Origin of the sequence: Nocardia sp. NPDC050718 (genome assembly GCF_040654235.1) — a bacterium.
GTDB lineage: Bacteria > Actinomycetota > Actinomycetes > Mycobacteriales > Mycobacteriaceae > Nocardia.
In genome coordinates this window covers 441,378-460,650 of record NZ_JBFAHQ010000003.1, presented here as the reverse complement: position 1 = coordinate 460,650, position 19,273 = coordinate 441,378, and the positions used below count along the sequence as shown (strand labels likewise).

Sequence of the window (19,273 nt, the reverse complement as noted above, 5' to 3'; positions counted from 1 at the left end):
CGACCACAATCTCAAAGCGGGACCCTGCGACGCGCAAAGGATGCGTGAGTGGACCAAATGATCGATAAACAGTCCAACGACCGTCCGTCCGAGAACAGCGAACCCGTCGCGGCCGCACCCAGCGGTGCCGGCTCGGGATTCGTGGTCGTCGCGAACCGGCTGCCGGTCGACCTCGAGCGCCTGCCCGACGGAACGACCAGGTGGAAGCGCAGCCCGGGTGGTCTGGTGACCGCCCTGGAGCCGGTACTGCGCAGCAACAAGGGGGCGTGGGTCGGCTGGGCGGGCGTCCCGGACGTCGAGGTCGAGCCGATCATCGAAGACGGTCTGGAACTGCATCCCGTGCCGCTGACGGCGCAGGAGGTCGAGGACTACTACGAGGGGTTCTCCAACGGCACGCTGTGGCCGCTGTACCACGATGTGATCGTGCGTCCGGTCTACGACCGGGCCTGGTGGGCCGCCTATGTCGAGGTCAACCGCCGCTTCGCGGAGGAGACCGCCAAGGTGGCCGCCGAGGGCGCCACCGTCTGGGTGCAGGACTACCAGCTGCAGCTGGTGCCGAAGATGCTGCGCATGCTGCGCCCCGACCTCACCATCGGCTTCTTCCTGCACATCCCGTTCCCGCCGGTCGAGCTGTTCATGCAGATGCCGTGGCGGACCGAGATCGTCGAGGGCCTGCTCGGCGCCGACCTGATCGGCTTCCATCTCCCCGGCGGCGCGCAGAACTTCCTCTACCTGGCCCGGCGACTGGCCGGTCAGCCCACCTCACGCGGGACCATCGGGGTGCGCTCCAAGCTGGGCGTCGTGCAGGTCGGCTTCCGTACGGTGCGCGTCGGCGCGTTCCCCATCTCGATCGACTCCGCCGAGCTCGACGAGCATTCCCGGCGCAGGTCGGTCCGCGAGCGGGCCGCCAAGATCCGCGCCGAGCTGGGCAATCCGAAGAACATCATGCTCGGCGTCGACCGCCTGGACTACACCAAGGGCATCGACATCCGGCTCAACGCGCTGCAGGAACTCCTGGAAGAGGGCCGGGTCGACCCGGCCGAGACGGTGATGGTGCAGCTGGCGACGCCGAGCCGGGAGCGGGTGCAGAGCTACATCAAGATGCGCGGCGACATCGAGCGCCAGGTCGGCCGGATCAACGGCGAGTTCGCCAGGGTCGGCTACCCGGTCGTGCACTACCTGCACCGCCCGATCCCCCGCGACGAGCTGATCGCCTTCTTCGTCGCCGCCGACGCCATGCTGGTCACGCCGCTGCGCGACGGCATGAACCTGGTGGCCAAGGAGTACGTGGCCTGCCACAGCGACCTCAACGGCGCCCTGGTGCTCAGCGAGTTCACCGGCGCCGCGGCCGAGCTGCGCCAGTCCTACCTGTGCAACCCGCACGACCTGGACAGCGTCAAGGACGCCATCGTCGGCGCGCTCGACGACGACCGCGACACCAAGCGCCGCCGGATGCGCTCGATGCGCCGCCAGGTGCTGACCCACGACGTCGAGCGCTGGGCCCGTGCCTTCCTCGACGCACTGTCCCAGGGCAATGTCGCCGGATCGGCCCTGCTCAGCGAGGAAGAGGACGTCTTCCGCGAATCCCGCTGACGCGCTCACAGCTACCTCACAGCGCGGGTCCAGCCACTTCCCAGCCGGGTGGTGGACCATGAGATCCATGAGTGGTGTGCCGGAAGCACCCGAAGCCAGGGTGCTCGTCGTCGACGACGAACCGATGATCGTCGAGTTGCTGGCGGTGAGCCTGCGCTACCAGGGCTTCGAGGTGGCGACGGCGAGCGACGGCGCGGAGGGCCTGGACAAGGCCCGCGCGTTCCGCCCGGAGGCGCTGATCGTCGACGTGATGATGCCCGGTATGGACGGCTTCGGCCTGCTGCGCCGGTTGCGCGCCGACGGCATCGACGCCCCGGTGCTGTTCCTGACCGCCCGCGACGAGGTCGAGGACAAGATCACCGGTCTCACCCTCGGCGCCGACGACTACGTCACCAAGCCGTTCAGCCTCGAGGAAGTGGTGGCCCGGCTGCGGGTGATCCTGCGCCGCTCCGGCCGCACCGCGCCCGAGCAGGCCAGCACCCGGCTGCGCTTCGCCGACATCGAGCTCGACGACGACACCCACGAGGTGTGGAAGGCGGGCGAGCCGGTGGCCCTGTCCCCCACCGAGTTCACGCTGCTGCGCTATTTCATGGTGAACGCGGGCAGCGTGCTCAGCAAACCCCGCATCCTGGATCACGTGTGGCGCTACGACTTCGGCGGCGAGGTCGGCGTGGTGGAGACCTACGTGTCGTATCTGCGCAAGAAGGTCGACACCGGAGACCAGCGGTTGATCCACACCCTGCGCGGCGTCGGGTACGTCATGCGGGAGTCGGCCGCGCGATGAGCCTGCGCGCGCGTGTCGCCCGGCGGTTCTCGGCGATCCCACTGCGCGTGACGCTGGTGCTGATGCTGGTGGCGATGGCCGGATTCGGTTTGGTCGCTTCGGGTTTCGTCGTCACCAAGGCGATGGAGAACTCGCTGCAGAACCGCACCGACCAGCAGCTGACCGACGCCGCCGTCGAATGGGAGCGCCGGGTCGGGATGCCCGCTCCCGCCCTGCCCGCGCCGTCGCCGGATCGGCAGCCGCCGGGGCGGTACTACCTCGAGGCCGAGAGCACCGACGGCACCCGGAACATCACCCTGGACAACGTCTTCGGCACCGACGCCAAGCCGGATCTCCCGGATCCCCCCGCGCTGCAACCGGTCACCGTCGGCTCGCAGGGCGACTCGACCGACCAGTGGCGGGTGCTGACCGTCAACGGGCACCGCGCGTCGGCGACGGTCGCGTGGCCGCTGACCGACGACATCGAAACGGTGCGCAAGCTCGTCGTGCTGCAGGTCGTGGTCGGCGCGATCGTGCTGATCGCCCTGGCCGTGGCCGCCTACTTCGTGGTGCGCGGCAGCCTGCGGCCGCTGCGCCGGGTCGAGGCCACCGCGGCGGCGATCGCGGAAGGTCAGCTGCATCGCCGGGTTCCGGTGCGCGGCAACGACACCGAGGTCGACCGGCTCTCGCGCTCGCTCAACAGCATGCTCACCCAGATCCAGCAGGCCTTCGCCGCGACCGAGGCCTCCGAGGCCGCCGCCCGCGAATCCGAGGCCAGGATGCGGCGTTTCGTCGCCGACGCCAGTCACGAACTGCGCACCCCGCTCACCACCATCCGCGGCTTCGCCGAGCTGTACCGGCAGGGCGCGACCGGTGATCCGGCGATGTTCATGAACCGCATCGAACACGAGGCCCAGCGGATGGGCCTGCTGGTGGAGGACCTGCTGATGCTGGCCAGGCTCGACGCGCAACGCCCCGTCGACCTGAAGCCGGTCGACCTGCTCGCGATCGCCGGCGACGCCGTGCACAGCGCCCGCGCGGTGGCGGCCGCCGAGGGCGAGCACCGGCCGATCACCCTCGAGATCGCCGACGGCACCGGCACCCTGGAGATCCTCGGCGACGATCACCGCCTGCGCCAGGTCCTGACCAACCTGCTGAACAACGCACGCACGCACACGCCGGACGGTACGTCGATCACCGTGCGGCTCACGCCCGCCGCCGACGAGGTGCTGCTCGAGGTCGCCGATACCGGCCCCGGGCTGTCCGCGGCGGAATCGGCGCGGATCTTCGAACGCTTCTACCGCGCCGACGCCTCACGCACCCGCAGCAGCGGCGGCACCGGGCTCGGGCTGTCCATCGTGGCCGCGCTGGTCGCCGCGCACGGCGGCAAGGTGACGGTCGGGCCGACACCGGGCGGCGGGGCGACCTTCGTGGTCCGGCTGCCCCGCGACGACAGCGGCCCGGCCTGAATCAGGCCGGGCCGATGGGAACATCCGTGTCGCGCTGACTCAGACCGGCGTGACCTGGGCGACCAGCCAGCGGTTGTCGGCCTTGTCCAGCGACACCCGCACCCGGCTGCCCGAGGTGGTGCCCTGCGGGGAATCCTTGCTGGTGGTCAGCTGGTTCAGGTACAGCAACACCACCACGTGCTCGGGGTCGGCGGAGACGACGCCCTCGGCCTGCGCGGTGGCCTTGACGGTGAGCTGCTTCTCCTTGGCGCCCGGCGCGATGGCCTGCTCGATCAGCTTCAGGTAGTCGGCGCGGAACTCCTCGGTGAGGTTGTCCGCGGCCTTGGGCAGCTCGGTGTCGACCGTGCCCGGCTCGTAGCTGAACATGGCGGTCACCGTGCGGCTGGCCGTGGTCAGCGCGTCGGTGCGGGCCTGCTCGGTGCGGCTGTGCTGGTAGAGCTGGTAGCCGCTGAGGCCGAGGATCACCGCGGCGATCAGGCCGAGGACACCGAGGCCGCCGAAGACGATCTTTACGCGGTTCCCGCTCATCCGACGAACTCCACCTTCGAGACGGTCATGCCGGTATCGCCCTTGGTGACGGTCACCCGGAACCGGTACTGACGCTGCTGCGGTTCGGCCGAGCCGCTGTTGCTCACCGTCTGCTTGGCGGCGACGAGCACCTTGGCGGTCGTGTCGTCGGCCGACTCGATGCCCGACTCGACGACCTCGCCGTGCGACACCACCTTGGCCTGCTTCACCACGTCCATGAACGGATCGAGGCGACCGTCGAATTCCGTCTTGAACTCGCCCGAGGCCACCGACAGGATGCGGTCGATGTCCTCCTTGGCGGAGTCGGCGCGGATGGTGGTGAGGTTGATGACCGCCTGGCGGGCGGTCTGGGTGTACTCCGCGCGCAGGTCCTCGTCGGCGTCGACCGAGCGAACCGCGAAGGCGGCGAAACCGGCGCCCACGACCAGCGCGAGCACCAGGACGACCGCGGCGGCGAGAGCGAGGATCCGGCCGCGGCCGGTCGGCGTCGCCGCGTCGGCGCCGTCGTCGTCGAGGTCGGCGTCGGACTCCGCCGCGACAGCGGCCTTGTCCAGGACGACGGTCTCGTCGGCGACGGGGAGGACCACGGTCTTGTCCGCGGCGGCCGCAACGACATCCGCCGGCACGGCCTTGTCGGCGACCGGCACGGTCTCGGCCGGAGCCGCCGCGGCGGCCACGACCTCGGTGACCTCGGCGTCGTCCTTGCGGATGCTGACCGTGGCCTGCGTCGGCTCGTCGACCGGCGGACCGGCCGACCGTGCGGCCCGCCTGCGCGGGCGGCGGTTGTCGTTGTCACTCATCGTTGCTGCTCCTCCAACATCGCCTGCCAGCTGGCCGGGACAGTGCCCGAGCCGTCGGAACCGATGTCGCCTTGCCGGTACGTACGTCCGTCGGTGCCCAGATAGGTGCCTGTGGACGGATCATAGGGGCGCGCTGAGGCGGGGGTCACACCGCCCGTGGACGCGCCGGTCGGAGCCGAGGCCGGTGCGACCGGCTGCGGCGCGCCGAACGGCGGGTTGGTGCCCAGGGGCACGTACCCGGTCCGGCACAGTTCGGGAGTGGGCGCCCGAACGCCTGGATTCTCCATGCACGGGCTGTTGCGGATGCCGCGCACCTCGATCGGGGAATCCTGTGCCACCTTGCAGTACAGCCCCTGGGGTGTGTCGATCGGGGTGAAGTCACTCGGCTCGCGCCGCTGGTCGGCGGGCAGGAAGCCGGTGGTGCAGGCGGGCGGGTCCTGGACCGCGGTCATGAAGTTGACCATCGCGCCGTACTTGGTCGGTCCGCGCAGGATGGTCTTGAACGCCGCGATCAGCGGCGGGAAAACGACCAGGAGTTGTTCGACACCAGCGTGATACGTCACGCCGACCTGGCCGAGACTCACCAGATTGCTCGCCAGCAACGGCAGCGTCGGGCGCAGGCTCTGGAACTGCTCGTTCACCTTCTGCATCGCGGAAGGACTGTCGTGCAACAGGTTTCGCAAGGTCGGATCGTGCTCGCGGAGTTGATCGGTGAGGGTCGCGAGATCCGCTGTCCAGGAACGGATATTGGCATCGGACTGGATCTGGGTGTCCAGCAGCGGGCCGATCTGATCGAGCAGCTTCTTGGTCGGCTCCACATCGGTCTCGGCCTGCTGCAACAGCAGCGCCGCCGAGTCGATGAACCGCTGCAGGTCCGGGCCAGCGCCGTTGAACGCCTTGAACGCCTCGTCGATCACCTGGCGCAGCCGGGTGTCGGCGACGGTCGAGAGCAGCTTGTCGGTCTGGTCGAGCAGCGAGCCGACGTCCTGGGGCAGCCTGGTGCGTTCCACCGGGATCACCGAGCCGTCACGCAGATCGCCGGAGCCCGCGCCAGCCTCGGGCACCAGGTCGACGTACTGCTCACCGATCGCCGAGACACTGCGGATCCAGGCGATCGAGTCCTTCGGCACCTTGTAGTCGCTGTCGATCGACAGATCTGCCTCGACCCCGGCCGGGGTGAGCCGGACCGCCTCCACCTTGCCGATATTGGTGCCGCGGTAGGAGACGTTCGCGGTCGGATACAGCCCGCCGGTGGCGGCGAGCTGGACCGTCACCCCGTAGCGCCCGATCCCGAGCATCGCCGGTATCTGGATGTACGTCCCGCCCATCACGACGAGACCGATCACGGTGAGGACGGAGAAGATCGCGAGCTGAATATGGACGAACCTGGTGAGTTTCATCGACCCGCTCCTTCCTGGCCGGGCAGCGGCACGGTGATGCCGGGAATGGAGGGCAGGCCGGGGATCGGCGGCAGGCCGGGCAGGGTCGGCGTCGGCGCCGCGCTGGGCGCGGGCGCCGCCGGGACCTTGCTCGGGTCGCCCGCGTCGGTCGACGTCGACGGCGCGAAGGTACCGAGCACACCCTCGACACCACCGAAGCGGCCACCGAGCGGCGTGCCGGTGAGCCAGTTGGTGTCCAGCCGCTTTCCGGTCAGGTCGAAGGTGATGAAGAGATTGAGGTAGTCACCCTTGATCGCGTTGTCGATGTTCTTGATCGGGAACGGGAACGTCGGCAGCACGGCCATCGCCGCGATGAGGTTGGTGCCGGTGTTCGCCAGGGTTTCCAGCACCGGGCCGAGGCTGGCCAGGTTGGCCTTCAGGTCGTCGCCACTGGTCTGGATGATCCGCTCAGTCACGTCGCTGAGCTCGCCGAGCGCGGTGACCGCCCTGGTGATGTTGGCGGTGCGGTCGGCGAGCACCGTCAGCGCCGGCGGGATCTCGTCGAGCGCGCGGGCGAGCACGTCCTTCTGGGCGGCGAAGCTGCCCGCCACCCGGTCCAGGCCTTCCATCGCGGCGATGATGCTGCCGGTCTGCTTTTCCAGGCCGGTGGTCAGCTCGTTGAGCTGCGGCAGCAGGTCGGCGATCTCGGCCTCGCGACCGTTGAGCGCCGCGTTCATCTCCCTGGTGATGGTCTCGAGCTGGGCGATGCCGCCGCCGTTGAGCACGACCGACAGCGAGGACAGCACCTGCTCGGTGGTCGGGTAGGCACCGGCCCGATCCAGCGGGATCACGTCGTTGTTGCGCAGCTGACCCTGGGCGGGCGTATCGGTCGGCGCGGACAGCTCGAGGTGGTTGCTGCCGAGGAGGCTGGTCTGGCCGATCTTGGCGACCGCGTTGGCGGGCAGTTTCACGTCGGGATTCAGCGAGACCGTGACCAGCGCGTGCCAGCCCTCGACCTCGATGCCGGTGACATTGCCGACCTCGACGTCGTCCACCCGCACCGGCGAATTCCTGGTCAGCGTGGTGACATTGGGCATCTGGATGCGCACGGTGTACGAACCGGGAGCGGTGCCCTCGGAACCCGGCATGGGCAGTGAGTTCAGTCCGTCCCACTGACAGCCGGTCGCGCCGAGCGTCACGGCGACGCCCACCGCCAGCCCGGCGAGCATTCGTTGGGGCCTCATCGATGTCCTCCTGGAACGGCGAGTCCGGCGAGACCGCTCGGCACGGTGATCGGCGCAGCCGTCGGGGGCACCTTCGCCGGGTCCACCTCCGCTTCCAAACTCGGCGGGCTGTAGGTCAGCTGGCCGGGCAGGGCGGTGGTGCCCAGGACCGGGTTGAGCATGATCGGCGCGTAGTTCATCGCCAGCGAGCCGATCACCGGGGCCAGGAATTCCGCGCACAGATCCGCCGACCGGTCCGAGTCGTTCATCTCGAGCGCCCGGATGGAGCCGCAGAGGAAGCTCAACGGATTGGCCGTATTGGGCAGTGCCACCGAGCCGCTGAGCGCGCCCTGGGCAGGCTGGTAGATCTGGTAGAAGTTCACCAGCGCGGTCGGCGCGGAATGCAGCAGCCGTTCGATCTCCGGCCGCTTGTCGGCCAGGATCTGGGTGACATCGGCCAATCGCTCGACACCTTCGGTGAGTTCGGCACCGCTGCCGTCGAGGAAGCGCTTCACGTCCGCGAGCGCCACGTCCAGGCTGTCCAGGCCCGCGCCGAGTTCCTCCGACGCGCCGGCGAGGACCGAGGCCACCGAGGCCAGGCGGCCGCCGAACTGCACGATCTGCTCGTTGCTCGCCGAGAGCACCTCGACGAACTTCTGCAGGTTGCGGATGGTGCCGAAGAGGTCGGTTCGCCCGTCGGACAACGTGGTCAGCGTCGCCGACAGTTCCCGCAGGGTGTCGCGGAACTTCTGGCCGTTGCCGTCGAGGTTGTCCGCCGCGGTGTTGACGAAGCGCCCGAAGGAACCCTGCTCGTCGTCCCCGACGGGCCCGAGCGCCGTCGCGAGATTGGACAGCTCGGCCTTGATGTCGTCCCACTCCACCGGCACCGCGGTGCGCTCGATCGGAATCTGGGCACCGTCGGCCAGCTTCGGACCCCCCTCGTAGGCGGGCGCCAGCTGGATGAACCGGGCCGACACCAGCGAGGGCGCGATCAGCACGGCGCGCGCGTCGGCGGGCAGGTCGACGTCGCCGTCGACGGACATCCGCACCTGCACCCGGCCTTCGCCGGGCTCGATCGCGTCGATCCGGCCGATCGTCACACCCAGCATTCGCACCTCGTCACCCGCGTACAGGCCGTTGGTCGAGGTGAAGGCCGCGGTGATCTTGGTCTTCCCGATACCGAGGCTGAAGTAGACCCCGACCGCGACCAGGGCGACGATCACCGCCACGGCGACCCCGAGCGTCCAACGTGGCACGCCACGAACTTTCGATGCGATGTTCATCGCGGCGGGTCCTCCTCGGAAGGCACGATGCTCGGCGGCGCCGGATGGGTGAGGTAGTCGAGCAGGTCCTGCGGCACATGCTCGGGCCAGACCAGCGCGTCGACCAGCGGGCGCAGCGTGGTACTCGTCGCGTTCACCACGTAGGCGTTGAACCACGGGCCGCTGCCGACCTGCTCGCCCAGCGCCGAGGCGTAGGGGCCGACGTTCTCGAGCGCCTGGGTCAGGTTCTCCCTGTTGCGCTGCAACAGCGCGAGCACCGAATTCAGCCGGTCCAGTGTCGGTTTCATCTGCGCCTCGTTGTCGGCGACCAGCCCGGAGAGCTGCTTGGCGACCGCGTCGACGTAGACGATGAGCTGGTTGATGGCGGCGCGGCGGTTGTCGAGCTCGCCGAGCAGGTTGTTGCCGTCGAGCAGCAACGCGTTGAGCTGCGAACTACGGTCGGCCAGGATCGAGGTGACGTTCTGCGCCCGGCCGAGCAGATCGGTGAGCGCCTGGTCGCGGGTGTTGATGCTGCGCGAGAGCGCGGTGACGCCGTCGAGGGCGTTGCGCAGCGGGCCCGGAGTGTCGGCGAAGGCGGCCGAGAGGGCGTCCAGTGTCTGGTCGATCTGATCCATGTCGAGATCGCGGACGGTCCCGCCGAGATCGCTGAGCGCCTCGTTGAGCGAGTACGGCGAGGTGGTCCGGTCGAGCGGGATGGTGTCGGAGGTACGCAGCGCACCCGGTCCGGTCGGCACCACATCGAGGGACTTGCGACCGAGCACCGTGTTGGTCTTGATCGCGGCGGAGGTCTTCTCGCCCAGCACGATCGACTCGTCCAGGGTGAACTTCACCAGCACCTTCGGGCCGTCGAGCGACACATCGTCGACTTCGCCGGATCGCACGCCGGCCACATGCACCGGGTCGCCGGGCACCAGCCCGCCCGCGTCGGCGAAGAACGCGGTGAACGTCGCGCCGGAGCGGATGAACGGCAGCTTGGTGTACTGCAACGTGGCGAGCGAGATCGTCACCGCCAGCACGATGCCGACGACGCCGATGGTGGCGGCCGACGACTTGCTCTCACTCATTCGGCGTACACCTTCCGCTCGCCTGCGAACCCGGGATTCGCACTTCCATCGGCTGACCGTTCGGGCCGTCTACCAGCAGGACGGTGCCGCAGATGTAGAGCTGCAGGAACGCGCCGTAGGAGCCGATGCGGATCAGTTTCTTGTAGGTGTCCGGTAGCTTCCCCAACACCCATTCGAGCTGGTCGGAGCCGTTGTCGAGGTTGGTGGCCAGCCGGCCGGTCTGCTCGATGGTGTTGCGCAGATCGGGACGTGCCGTGGTCAGCAAGTCGTTGAGTTCCTTCGTCGCACCGGCGATCCGCGGGAGCGCGGCGCCGATCGGGTCGCGTTCGGCGGCCAATCCGCTGACCAGGCGCTGCAATTCGTCGATCGTGGTGGTGAACTGCTCGTCGCGATCGTCGATGGTGGCCAGCACCGTGTTCAGGTTGTCGATCACGCTGCCGATCAGGGCGTCGCGGTCGGCGAGGGTTCGGGAGAAGTTGCCGCCGCTGTTGAGCAGCGAGACCAGCGTGCCGCCCTGGCCCTGGAAGATCTGCAGCAGCGCCGAGGTCAGGTCGTTGACCTGGCCGGGGTCGAGCCCACGCAGCAGCGGTTTGAAACCGCCGAGCAGCAGGTCCAGGTCCAATGCGGGCGCGGTCTGCTCCTTGCCGATGGTGGACCCCTCCGGCAGCACGCGAGCCGAGCCCGGACCTTCCATCAGTTCCAGATACCGGTCACCGACCAGGTTCTCGTACTTGATCGCCAGGCGGGTGCTCGACAGCACGGAGTACTTGGTGTCCACGTCGAACTCGACGTGCGCGAAATCGTCGTCGCCGACCTTCACCGAGGTCACCGAGCCCACCGGGACGCCGGCGATGCGCACCTTCGCCCCCGGCAGCATGCCCGAGGAGCTGGTGAAGACCGCCTTGTAGCCGTTCTCGCTGGAGAACCGCGCTTGGCTCAGAACGATCGCCAGGCCCGCGAAGACCAGTGTCATCACCACGGAGAAGATCGCGAGCTTGACCGTCGTCGCCGTGTTTTTCACCGTGTCACTCCCGGCAGTCCGTCCAGCAGGAGCTGGAACACCATTGGTGCGCTGTCGTTCAAGGCGGGCGGCGCGGTGCGCGGGGTGAACGGCGCGCCCTCGCTGGTATCGGTCACCACGTAGTTCGCATGGCTGTCCGGCACCCGGGTCACGACACCCTCACAGTGCGGTCCACCGGTCGCGTTCACCTTGGGCAGATCCTCGGGGTAGCTGTAGGGCTTCTGGCCGGGCATGAAGGAGGCGTGCATGCCGACGCCCGGCAGGACACCGCCGAATACCTCGTTGGCCAGCGGCATGATCGGACCTATTCCGTCGATGAGGCAGCCGAGCGCGGGCGCGTATTCGAACAGCAGGCTGGTAGTCGGTCGCAGCAGGTCGAGCGCGGTGACGATATTGGCTTCGTTCTCCCGCAGCACCGCACCCGTGGTGTCGGACAGGCCGATCACGTTCACCAGCACGTCGTCGAACTGCGCTTGCAGCTCCGCCAGGGTGCGCGAGGTGACCGTGGCGTTGTCCACGGTGCGCAACAGCGCGCCGGACGCGTCGGCGTAGATGTCGGACACCTGGGCCGTCTTGTCCAGATCCTGTTGCAGCGTAGGCAGGTAAGGGTTGATCTCGCGCAGGTAGCGGTCCGAGCTCACCAGCAGTTCGCCCAGCTTGTCCCCGCGGCCCTCGAGCGCGGTGCCGAGCGCGGTCAGCGTCGCGTTCAGCTTCTCCGGCTCCACCTGGGCGAGCACGTCGGACAGGTGCTGGAACAGCGTGTTGAATTCGACGGTCACCGCGCTGGCCGACACCGTGCTGCCCGGGGCCAGCGCGGTCGAGGCCGGCTGCTCGGGCACGATGAAGTTGACGTACTTGGCGCCGAAGACGGTGGTCGAGCGGATATCGACACCCGCGTTGGACGGCACCAGCTTCAGCTGATCGGGGTCGACTTCCAGCCGCAGCTGCGCGCCCTCGTCGTGCAGGGCGATATCGGTGACGCGGCCGATCTCGACACCGCGCACCTTCACCTTGGCGTCGGGGTCGAGCACCAGGCCGGTGCGTGGTGTGTCCACCAGCACCACCGCGGTGGTGGTGAACGCGCCTTGGAACAGCGCGAGTGCGAAGGCCACAGCCCCGACGAGCAGGGCGACCAGGGCGAGCGCGGCGAGCTTGCGCCCGAGCCCGCCCTGCAGTGCGGCGACGATCCGTGATGTATGCATCGCGCTATCCCGAGAGGTGGAAGTTGCTGGAGGTGCCGTAGATGGCCAGCGAGATCATCAGGGTCACCATGACGACCGCGACCAGCGAGGCGCGCACCGCGTTGCCGACCGCGACGCCGACGCCGACCGGACCGCCCGCGGCGTTGTAACCGAAGTAGGTGTGGATCAGCATCACGGCCATCGCCATGACGATCGCCTGCCCGAAGGACCAGAGAATGTCGCTCGGGATGAGGAACGTCGAGAAGTAGTGGTCGTACACACCGGCCGACTGTCCGTAGATCACCACCGTCGCGAAGCGGCTGGCGACGAAGGAGGCGATCACCGCCAGGGCGTAGAGCGGGACGATCGCGATCATGCCCGCCAGCACCCGGGTGCCGACCAGGAACGGAACCGGGCGCACCGCCATCGATTCGAGCGCGTCGATCTCCTCGGCCACCCGCATGGCGCCCAGCTGCGCGGTCGCGCCGGCGCCGATGGTGGCGGCCAGGCCGATACCGGAGATCACCGGTGCCGCGATGCGGACATTGAGGAAGGCGGCGAAGAAGCCGGTCAGTGCCTCGACACCGATATTGCCGAGCGAGCTGTAGCCCTGCACCGCGATGGTGCCACCGGCCATGAGGGTGAGGAACCCGACGATCACGACGGTGCCGCCGATCACGGCCAGCGCGCCGGAGCCCATGCTGATCTCGGCGATGAGCCGGATCGTCTCGGTGCGGTAGTGCACCAGCGCCCTGGGCACCGAGGCGAGCGCCTGGACGAAGAAGATCGCCTTGTCGCCCAGCGAATCCAGGGATTTCGAGGCGCGATCGAAACGGCGAACCGTCCGGGGGAACTTACTGCGAACAACGAATGCCATCGTGGTCACCGCACCGTGAATTTCAGGCCGATCGCGGTGGCGACGACATTCACCACGAACAGCGCCATGAAGGCGAATACGACTGTTTGGTTCACCGCGTCACCGACACTCTTCGGCCCGCCTTTCACCTGCAAACCGAGGTAACAGGCAACCATTCCGGCGATCAATCCGAACAGCCCGGCCTTGACCTCCGAGAGGATCAACTCGGGCAGATTGGTGAGCAGCGGAATCCCGTTGACGAAGGCGCCCGGATTCACGCCCTGCAGGAACACCGAGAACATGAAGCCACCGACGATGCCGACCGTGCAGACCAGGCTGTTGAGCATCAGCGCGACGAACATCGAGGCGAGCACTCGGGGGACGACCAGCCGGGCGATCGGGTCGATGCCGAGCACCATCATCGCGTCGATCTCTTCGCGGATGGTGCGTGCGCCCAGGTCAGCGCAGATCGCGGTGGCGCCCGCACCCGCCACGATCAGCACCGTGACGATCGGTCCGACCTGGGTGACGGCGCCGAACGCGGCCGCCGCGCCACTGAGGTCGGCGGCGCCGATCTCGCGCAACAGGATGTTGAGGGTGAAGACCACCAACACCGTGAACGGAATCGCGACGAGCAATGTCGGCACGATCGAGACGCGGGCGACGAACCACGACTGGTCGACGAATTCGCGCCACTGGAAGGGACGGCGGAACGCGGCTCGCGCCACATTCGCGCCGAGTTCGAAGAATCCGCCAACTGCCCGCAACGGCACAGCAAGGAGGTCGTTCACTCGGTTTCCTCCTTGTCCGACGGGCGGGCAGACCTGCCCGCGCACCCGTACTTCACCGCCACCCCGATCTGAAGACTGCCCAAAGACTAGAACATGTTCCTGTTGATGTCTGCCGTTTGGCGAGACTATTACCAGGACTTTTTCGCGAAATATGTCGAGGAAACTGAAACGAATCCTGACCGAATGCCATTTACCTCCTGTGAGCCGCCACACACCCCGACGCTCATGTCTACCAACACCTGGACCTGTGATCAACACAACTCGGCAGACATGCCCGTCGTGGCGCGCGGCGAGCCAACACCCGGCAAATCGGTGGCGGGAAGATCAGCCCAGATCGCGGAGCGCGCGGGCCGAGAACGTGTGGTCGGCGGGCCGCTCGGCAAAGTAGCCGTGCAGCGTCGAGGCGAGGTCTTCCTCGGCCCATTCGGCACCGGCGGCGTCGAAGCGGGCCTCCACCTCGGGAGCCGCCATCAGGGCGACCATCGGGCCGTAGACGACGAAGACCTGACCGTTCACCGCGTCGGCGGCGGGCGAGGCGAGGTAGGCGACGAGCTTGGCGACGTGCTCGGGCGCGAGCGGGTCGACCGATCCCTCGGGCGCCTCGGAGAACACGGCCTCGGTCATCGCGGTCCTGGCCCGGGGGCAGATCGCGTTGGACCGCACGCCGAAGCGGGACAGGCCACGCGCGGCCGACAGCGTCAGCGCGGTGATGCCCGCCTTCGCGGCGCCGTAGTTGGCCTGGCCCTCCGGTCCGAGCAGGCCCGCCTCCGAGGAGGTGTTGACCAGCCGGCCGTAGACCGGCGCGCCGGCGGCCTTGGACGCCGCGCGCCAGTAGGCGCCCGCGTTGCGCGAGAGCAGGAAGTGGCCGCGCAGGTGCACGGCGATCACCGCGTCGAAGTCCTCGTCGGACATGTTGAACAGCATGCGGTCGCGGGTGATGCCCGCGTTGTTGACGACGATGTCGAGGCCGCCGAGGGATTCCTGGGCGGTCGCGATCAGCGCGTCGGCCGTCGAGCGCTCGGCGATGCTGCCGCCGACGAACTCCGCCTTGCCGCCCAGCTCGCGAATCGCGGCGATGGTCTCGGCGGCGGCGTCCTCGGTGAGGTCGTTGACGACCACCGCCGCGCCCGCCGCGGCCAGCGCGAGGGCCTCGGCCCGGCCGAGACCGGCGCCTGCGCCGGTCACGATCGCGACTCGGCCGTCCAGTGAAGTCTGCATCACACTCATCGGGCCGACTTTAGAACGTGTTTCACTATCCGACAAGAGCGGATCACGCCAACCGCAGCGCGGCCTTGGGACACTGCGCCACCGCTTCCTCGACATCGGCGACGCGATCGTCGGCCACATCGCCCTCGAGCACGTGCAGATTGTCGTCGTCATCGAGTTCAAACATGTCAGGGGCGATTCCTACGCATACGCCGTTCGCTTCGCACCGGTCGAAATCGACGATGATCTTCATGAGAACTTCCTTCCACGCGGTCTCCGCGACACTAACCCAGACAGCACGGCCCGCGAGGCGGAACAGCTGTCGATTCACTGTCAATACTGGAACATGTTCCAGTTCATATGCAATGATCGGTTTCGGCGGGGCCCATCCCCTGCGCCCCGCCGACGTCCGTTTTCGCAGCTGAGACCGAGGTAGGAACCATGCGCGTCGCGTATACGCCGCAGCAGGAAGAATTGCGCGCCGAGCTGCGCGAGTATTTCGCCCAGCTGATGACGCCGGAACGACGCGCGGCGCTGAGCCTGCAGACCGGCGAGTACGGCGAGGGCACTGTCTACCGCGATGTCGTCCGCCAGATGGGCAAGGACGGCTGGCTGACGCTGAGCTGGCCCAAGGAGTACGGCGGTCAGGACCGCACGACCATGGATCAGCTGATCTTCGTCGAGGAAGCCGCCATCGCGGGCGCGCCCGTCCCGTTCCTCACCCTGAACTCGGTCGCGCCGACGATCATGCAGTACGGCACCGAGGAGCAGAAGAAGTTCTTCCTGCCCAAGATCGCCTCGGGCGAGCTGCACTTCGCCATCGGCTACTCCGAGCCGGGCGCCGGCACCGACCTGGCCTCGCTGCGCACCGCCGCGGTGCGCGACGGCGACGACTTCGTCATCAACGGCCAGAAGATGTGGACCAGCCTCATCGCCTACGCCGATTACATCTGGCTGGCGGTGCGCACCGACCCGACGGCCAAGAAGCACAAGGGCATCTCGATGTTCATCGTGCCCACCGATGTCGACGGCTTCTCCTGGACACCGGTGCACACGATGGCCGGGCCCGACACCAGCGCCACCTACTACCAGGACGTGCGGGTGCCCGCCTCCTCGATGGTCGGGCCGGAGAACGGCGGCTGGTCGCTGATCACCAACCAGCTCAACCACGAGCGCGTCGCGCTGACCTCGGCCGGGCCGCTCTCGCTCGCGGTCAACCAGACGGTGCAGTGGGCGCGCGAGACCACCACCTCCGACGGCAAGCGGGTGATCGACCAGGAGTGGGTGCGCCTGAATCTGGCGCGCGTCTACGCCAAGGTCGAGTACCTCAAGCTGCTCAACTGGGAGATCGCCAGCCGCGCCGACCAGGGCGGCGAGGCGGCACCCAAGCCGTGGGACGCCTCCGCGTGCAAGGTCTACGGCACCGAGCTGGCCACCGAGGCCTATCGCCTGCTGATGGAGGTCGTCGGCTCGCACGGCTACCTGCGCCAGGACTCCCCCGGCGCGGTGATGCTCGGCAGGCTCGAGCGGATGCACCGGGCCGCGCTCATCCTCACCTTCGGCGGCGGCACCAACGAGGTGCAGCGCGACATCATCGCCATGACCGCCCTGCGCCAGCCCGCGTCCGCCCGCTGATCCCGAAAGCCGGTATCCCCTCATGGATTTCACCCCCACCGAAGCCCAGACCGATCTCGCCCGGCTGACCGGCGAGATCTGCGCCAAGCTCGTCACCGCCGACCGGCTGCGCGAACTCGACACCGCGGGCCGCTACGACGAGCAGCTCTGGAAGTCGCTCGCCGAGACCGGCGTGCTGGCCGCGGCCCTGCCGGAAGAGCTGGGCGGCAGCGATTTCGGCATGCTCGAGCAGACCGCGATCCTGCGTGAGCTCGGCCGCGTCGTCGCCGCGGTGCCCTACCTGTGGTCGATCGTCGTCGGCGCGGGCGCGCTGGCGAAGTTCGGCGACGCCGACCAGCGGCAGCTGGCCGCGCGGGCGGGCGCGGGCGAGATCGTGCTCACCGCCGCCCTCGCCGAGGAACTGCGCGCGACCACCGCCGCGCCGGGCATCGTCGCCGAGCCCGCGGGCGCGGCCTGGACCCTGACCGGCACCGCGACCACCGTCCCCTTCGCCGATCGGGCCGAGCGCATCCTGGTGCCCGCCATCACCTCCAACGGTGTCGGCGTCTTCGTGGTCGACCCGGACGACGCGTCGGTCACCCGCACCGCCCAGCAGGTCGTCGACCTGAGCCCCGAGTTCGTCGTCGAGCTCGCGGCCACCCCGGCCACGCTGCTCGGCTCCATCGAGTCCGGCGCCGACGTCCTCACCTGGCTGCGCGAGCACGCCTGGCTCGGCCTGTCGGCCCTGCAACTGGGCACCCTGGAGCGCGCGCTCGAACTGACCGCCGAGCACACCCGCACCCGCGAGCAGTTCGGCAAGCCGATCGGCTCGTTCCAGTCCGTCGCCCAGCGCCTGGCCGACGCCTCCATCGACATCGGTGGCCTGCGCCTGACGGTCACCCAGGCCGCCTGGCGCGTGGCCGAAGGCCTCCCCGCCACCGAGTCCATCCACATCGCCAAGTTCTGGGCGGCCGACGCGGGCCACAAGGTCGCCCACACCGTCGTCCACGTCCACGGCGGCCTCGGCATCGACCGCGACCACATCACCCACAACTACTTCACGGCCGCCAAGCACAACGAATTCGCCCTCGGCGGCGCCACTCCCCACCTCCTCGCCCTCGGCGCCGAACTGGCGGGCTAGCCGCTCGCACACAGCAGGGCCCGTGCGGATCGTTCCCCCGATCCGCACGGGCCCTGCCGCGTTCACCCACCCGCGCCTATCGCGCGAAGCGGACGAGTTCCTTGGCTATGGCAGGCACATCGAGCCGGCCCTGGCACACCGCGAGCACGAACTCCTCGGCGCGATCGATATCGAAAGCCTCGTCCAGCGGACATCCGTTGAGATGCAGGAATACCCAGGTCGCGTACCAGGCGAGGCGCTTGTTTCCGTCCACCAAGCCGTGGTTGCGGGCGAGCGATTCCATCAGCGCGGCGGCCTTCTGCCACAGATCGGGGTAGGCGTCCTGCCCGAAAACGCTCGACTGGGGCCGCGCCGAGGCGGAATCGAGCAGCCCGTAATCACGGACATCCGGCGTACCGAGCCGCTCCGCCAAACTCAGCAGCTCCGGCAGCGTCAGATAGTGGATCACGCCAACCGCCGGTTCAGCTCTTCGCTGACCCGGAGCACATGGTCTGCCGCCTCGTTGAACAATCGCGACCGCTCGTTGATGGCGGCGACGACCGCATCGTGCGCGAACTGCTGCATGCTTCGGCCCTCTGCCTCGGCGCGCTGCCGGAGCGCGTCCAGCTCCTCGTCGGTGAATCGCACATTGAGACCAGCCATAGGCCCGATGGTACCGCGCGGTACCAGCTGGTTCTACGACATTTCGGACCGATCGCCGGAGCCGGGTTCCGAGGTCAGGTAGCGCTGGAGGGTGGGGGCGATGTCGGTGGTGATCTGGTGCGGGGTCAGGTCGACTACCGGGGGGATGCGCAGGATGTAGCGGCACAGGGCCAGGCCGAGTAGCTGGGTGACGATGAGGGCGGCGCGGCGGGGGGCGTCGGCGGGGGTGCCGAAACGGAGGACGGCGGGCAGGACCTGCTGGGCGAAGACCTCGCGGAAGCGGGCGGCGACCGCGTCGTCGGTGATCGAGGAGCGCAGCAGGATCAGCAGGACGGTGTTGTCGTTGTCCTCCCAGATGGTGAGGAAGCGGCGGATCAGCAGCTCCCCCATGGTGTCCGGGTCGGCGGCGCCCAGGTCGGGCAGGTCCAGGTCGATCTGGGCGGCGGCGGCGAAAAGCCCGTCCTTGCTGCCGAAGTAGCGCATGACCATCGACGGATCGATCGCGGCATCGGCGGCGATGGCGCGGATGGTCGCCTTCGCGTAGCCGTCGGCGGCGAAGCGGGCGCGCGCGGCGGCGAGGATGGCGGCGCGGGTGGCGTCCGAGCGGCGGGCCGGGGTCTCCTGGTCGGCGGAAGTCATGCCAACAAGTGTAGGCCAACAACTGTTGACTTTCACCGACGGCCCGGTTTATCGTTATGCCTACAAGCGTTGGCAAACAA

At 68.5% G+C, this 19,273-nt stretch carries 20 protein-coding genes; 5 read left to right on the top strand and 15 right to left on the bottom strand.

The features are described 5' to 3' along the window. The first annotated feature begins 57 nt into the window (after positions 1–57). The 3 genes from AB0H54_RS16580 to AB0H54_RS16570 all read left to right on the top strand — a co-directional run bounded on the left by AB0H54_RS16580 (position 58) and on the right by AB0H54_RS16570 (position 3,825). On the top strand, positions 58–1,593 hold the full coding sequence (locus AB0H54_RS16580; RefSeq protein ID WP_357346282.1) for a trehalose-6-phosphate synthase: 1,536 nt from the start codon (positions 58–60) through the stop codon (positions 1,591–1,593). 67 nt (positions 1,594–1,660) lie between these two features. Continuing rightward, positions 1,661–2,377 (top strand): response regulator transcription factor, encoded by a 717-nt coding sequence (locus AB0H54_RS16575; protein WP_355270880.1) that lies wholly within the window; start codon positions 1,661–1,663, stop codon positions 2,375–2,377. Further along, positions 2,374–3,825 (top strand): HAMP domain-containing sensor histidine kinase, encoded by a 1,452-nt coding sequence (locus tag AB0H54_RS16570; protein ID WP_357346281.1) that lies wholly within the window; start codon positions 2,374–2,376, stop codon positions 3,823–3,825. Before AB0H54_RS16575 ends, AB0H54_RS16570 begins: the two co-directional genes overlap by 4 nt. Positions 3,826–3,864: 39 nt before the next feature. Here the strand turns inward: AB0H54_RS16570 and AB0H54_RS16565 are convergent, their stop codons facing one another. The 12 genes from AB0H54_RS16565 to AB0H54_RS16510 all read right to left on the bottom strand — a co-directional run bounded on the left by AB0H54_RS16565 (position 3,865) and on the right by AB0H54_RS16510 (position 15,410). Next, positions 3,865–4,353 carry a h domain protein gene (locus AB0H54_RS16565; RefSeq protein ID WP_357346280.1) on the bottom strand — a complete coding sequence of 163 codons (489 nt, stop codon included), beginning with the start codon at positions 4,351–4,353 and terminating at the stop codon, positions 3,865–3,867. Continuing rightward, complete coding sequence (locus AB0H54_RS16560) at positions 4,350–5,153, bottom strand: Mce protein (RefSeq protein ID WP_357346279.1); 804 nt, start codon at positions 5,151–5,153, stop codon at positions 4,350–4,352. The genes AB0H54_RS16565 and AB0H54_RS16560 overlap by 4 nt, the downstream gene beginning before the upstream one ends. Next, complete coding sequence (locus tag AB0H54_RS16555) at positions 5,150–6,553, bottom strand: MlaD family protein (protein WP_357346278.1); 1,404 nt, start codon at positions 6,551–6,553, stop codon at positions 5,150–5,152. The genes AB0H54_RS16560 and AB0H54_RS16555 overlap by 4 nt, the downstream gene beginning before the upstream one ends. Next, positions 6,550–7,776, bottom strand: coding sequence for an MCE family protein (locus tag AB0H54_RS16550; RefSeq protein WP_357346277.1), 1,227 nt, complete (start codon positions 7,774–7,776; stop codon positions 6,550–6,552). The genes AB0H54_RS16555 and AB0H54_RS16550 overlap by 4 nt, the downstream gene beginning before the upstream one ends. Then, positions 7,773–9,038 carry an MCE family protein gene (locus AB0H54_RS16545; RefSeq protein WP_357346276.1) on the bottom strand — a complete coding sequence of 422 codons (1,266 nt, stop codon included), beginning with the start codon at positions 9,036–9,038 and terminating at the stop codon, positions 7,773–7,775. The genes AB0H54_RS16550 and AB0H54_RS16545 overlap by 4 nt, the downstream gene beginning before the upstream one ends. Then, positions 9,035–10,102 (bottom strand): MCE family protein, encoded by a 1,068-nt coding sequence (locus tag AB0H54_RS16540; RefSeq protein WP_357346275.1) that lies wholly within the window; start codon positions 10,100–10,102, stop codon positions 9,035–9,037. Before AB0H54_RS16540 ends, AB0H54_RS16545 begins: the two co-directional genes overlap by 4 nt. Further along, positions 10,095–11,123, bottom strand: coding sequence for an MCE family protein (locus tag AB0H54_RS16535; protein ID WP_357346274.1), 1,029 nt, complete (start codon positions 11,121–11,123; stop codon positions 10,095–10,097). Before AB0H54_RS16535 ends, AB0H54_RS16540 begins: the two co-directional genes overlap by 8 nt. Then, positions 11,120–12,325: an MCE family protein gene (locus tag AB0H54_RS16530; protein WP_357346273.1), complete on the bottom strand. Its 1,206-nt coding sequence runs from the start codon at positions 12,323–12,325 to the stop codon at positions 11,120–11,122. The genes AB0H54_RS16535 and AB0H54_RS16530 overlap by 4 nt, the downstream gene beginning before the upstream one ends. A gap of 4 nt (positions 12,326–12,329) precedes the next feature. Next, a complete protein-coding gene (locus tag AB0H54_RS16525; protein ID WP_355270863.1) occupies positions 12,330–13,181 on the bottom strand; it encodes an ABC transporter permease in 852 nt (283 codons plus the stop codon). A gap of 5 nt (positions 13,182–13,186) precedes the next feature. Further along, positions 13,187–13,951: an ABC transporter permease gene (locus tag AB0H54_RS16520; protein WP_355271716.1), complete on the bottom strand. Its 765-nt coding sequence runs from the start codon at positions 13,949–13,951 to the stop codon at positions 13,187–13,189. 324 nt (positions 13,952–14,275) lie between these two features. Next, on the bottom strand, positions 14,276–15,178 hold the full coding sequence (locus AB0H54_RS16515) for a 3-oxoacyl-ACP reductase (protein ID WP_355270861.1): 903 nt from the start codon (positions 15,176–15,178) through the stop codon (positions 14,276–14,278). Positions 15,179–15,221: 43 nt separating this feature from the next. Further along, complete coding sequence (locus AB0H54_RS16510) at positions 15,222–15,410, bottom strand: ferredoxin (RefSeq protein ID WP_019044780.1); 189 nt, start codon at positions 15,408–15,410, stop codon at positions 15,222–15,224. A gap of 188 nt (positions 15,411–15,598) precedes the next feature. Between AB0H54_RS16510 and AB0H54_RS16505 the strand changes: the two genes are divergently transcribed. Together AB0H54_RS16505 and AB0H54_RS16500 are read left to right on the top strand one after the other, a co-directional pair. After that, positions 15,599–16,792: an acyl-CoA dehydrogenase family protein gene (locus AB0H54_RS16505; RefSeq protein WP_357346272.1), complete on the top strand. Its 1,194-nt coding sequence runs from the start codon at positions 15,599–15,601 to the stop codon at positions 16,790–16,792. Positions 16,793–16,814: 22 nt separating this feature from the next. Then, positions 16,815–17,912: an acyl-CoA dehydrogenase family protein gene (locus tag AB0H54_RS16500; protein WP_357346271.1), complete on the top strand. Its 1,098-nt coding sequence runs from the start codon at positions 16,815–16,817 to the stop codon at positions 17,910–17,912. A gap of 76 nt (positions 17,913–17,988) precedes the next feature. On the opposite strand, the gene AB0H54_RS16495 is transcribed toward AB0H54_RS16500, so the two are convergent. From AB0H54_RS16495 to AB0H54_RS16485, 3 genes are read right to left on the bottom strand one after another with little or no spacing between them, the layout of a single operon-like run. Then, positions 17,989–18,357 carry a Fic family protein gene (locus AB0H54_RS16495; protein ID WP_355271714.1) on the bottom strand — a complete coding sequence of 123 codons (369 nt, stop codon included), beginning with the start codon at positions 18,355–18,357 and terminating at the stop codon, positions 17,989–17,991. Beyond that, the gene (locus AB0H54_RS16490) at positions 18,357–18,554 is read right to left on the bottom strand and encodes a hypothetical protein (RefSeq protein WP_189029939.1); all 198 of its coding nucleotides are present in this window, start codon (positions 18,552–18,554) and stop codon (positions 18,357–18,359) included. The genes AB0H54_RS16495 and AB0H54_RS16490 overlap by 1 nt, the downstream gene beginning before the upstream one ends. Before the next feature lie 33 nt (positions 18,555–18,587). Continuing rightward, a complete protein-coding gene (locus AB0H54_RS16485; RefSeq protein ID WP_357346270.1) occupies positions 18,588–19,193 on the bottom strand; it encodes a TetR family transcriptional regulator in 606 nt (201 codons plus the stop codon). Positions 19,194–19,273: the final 80 nt, after the last annotated feature.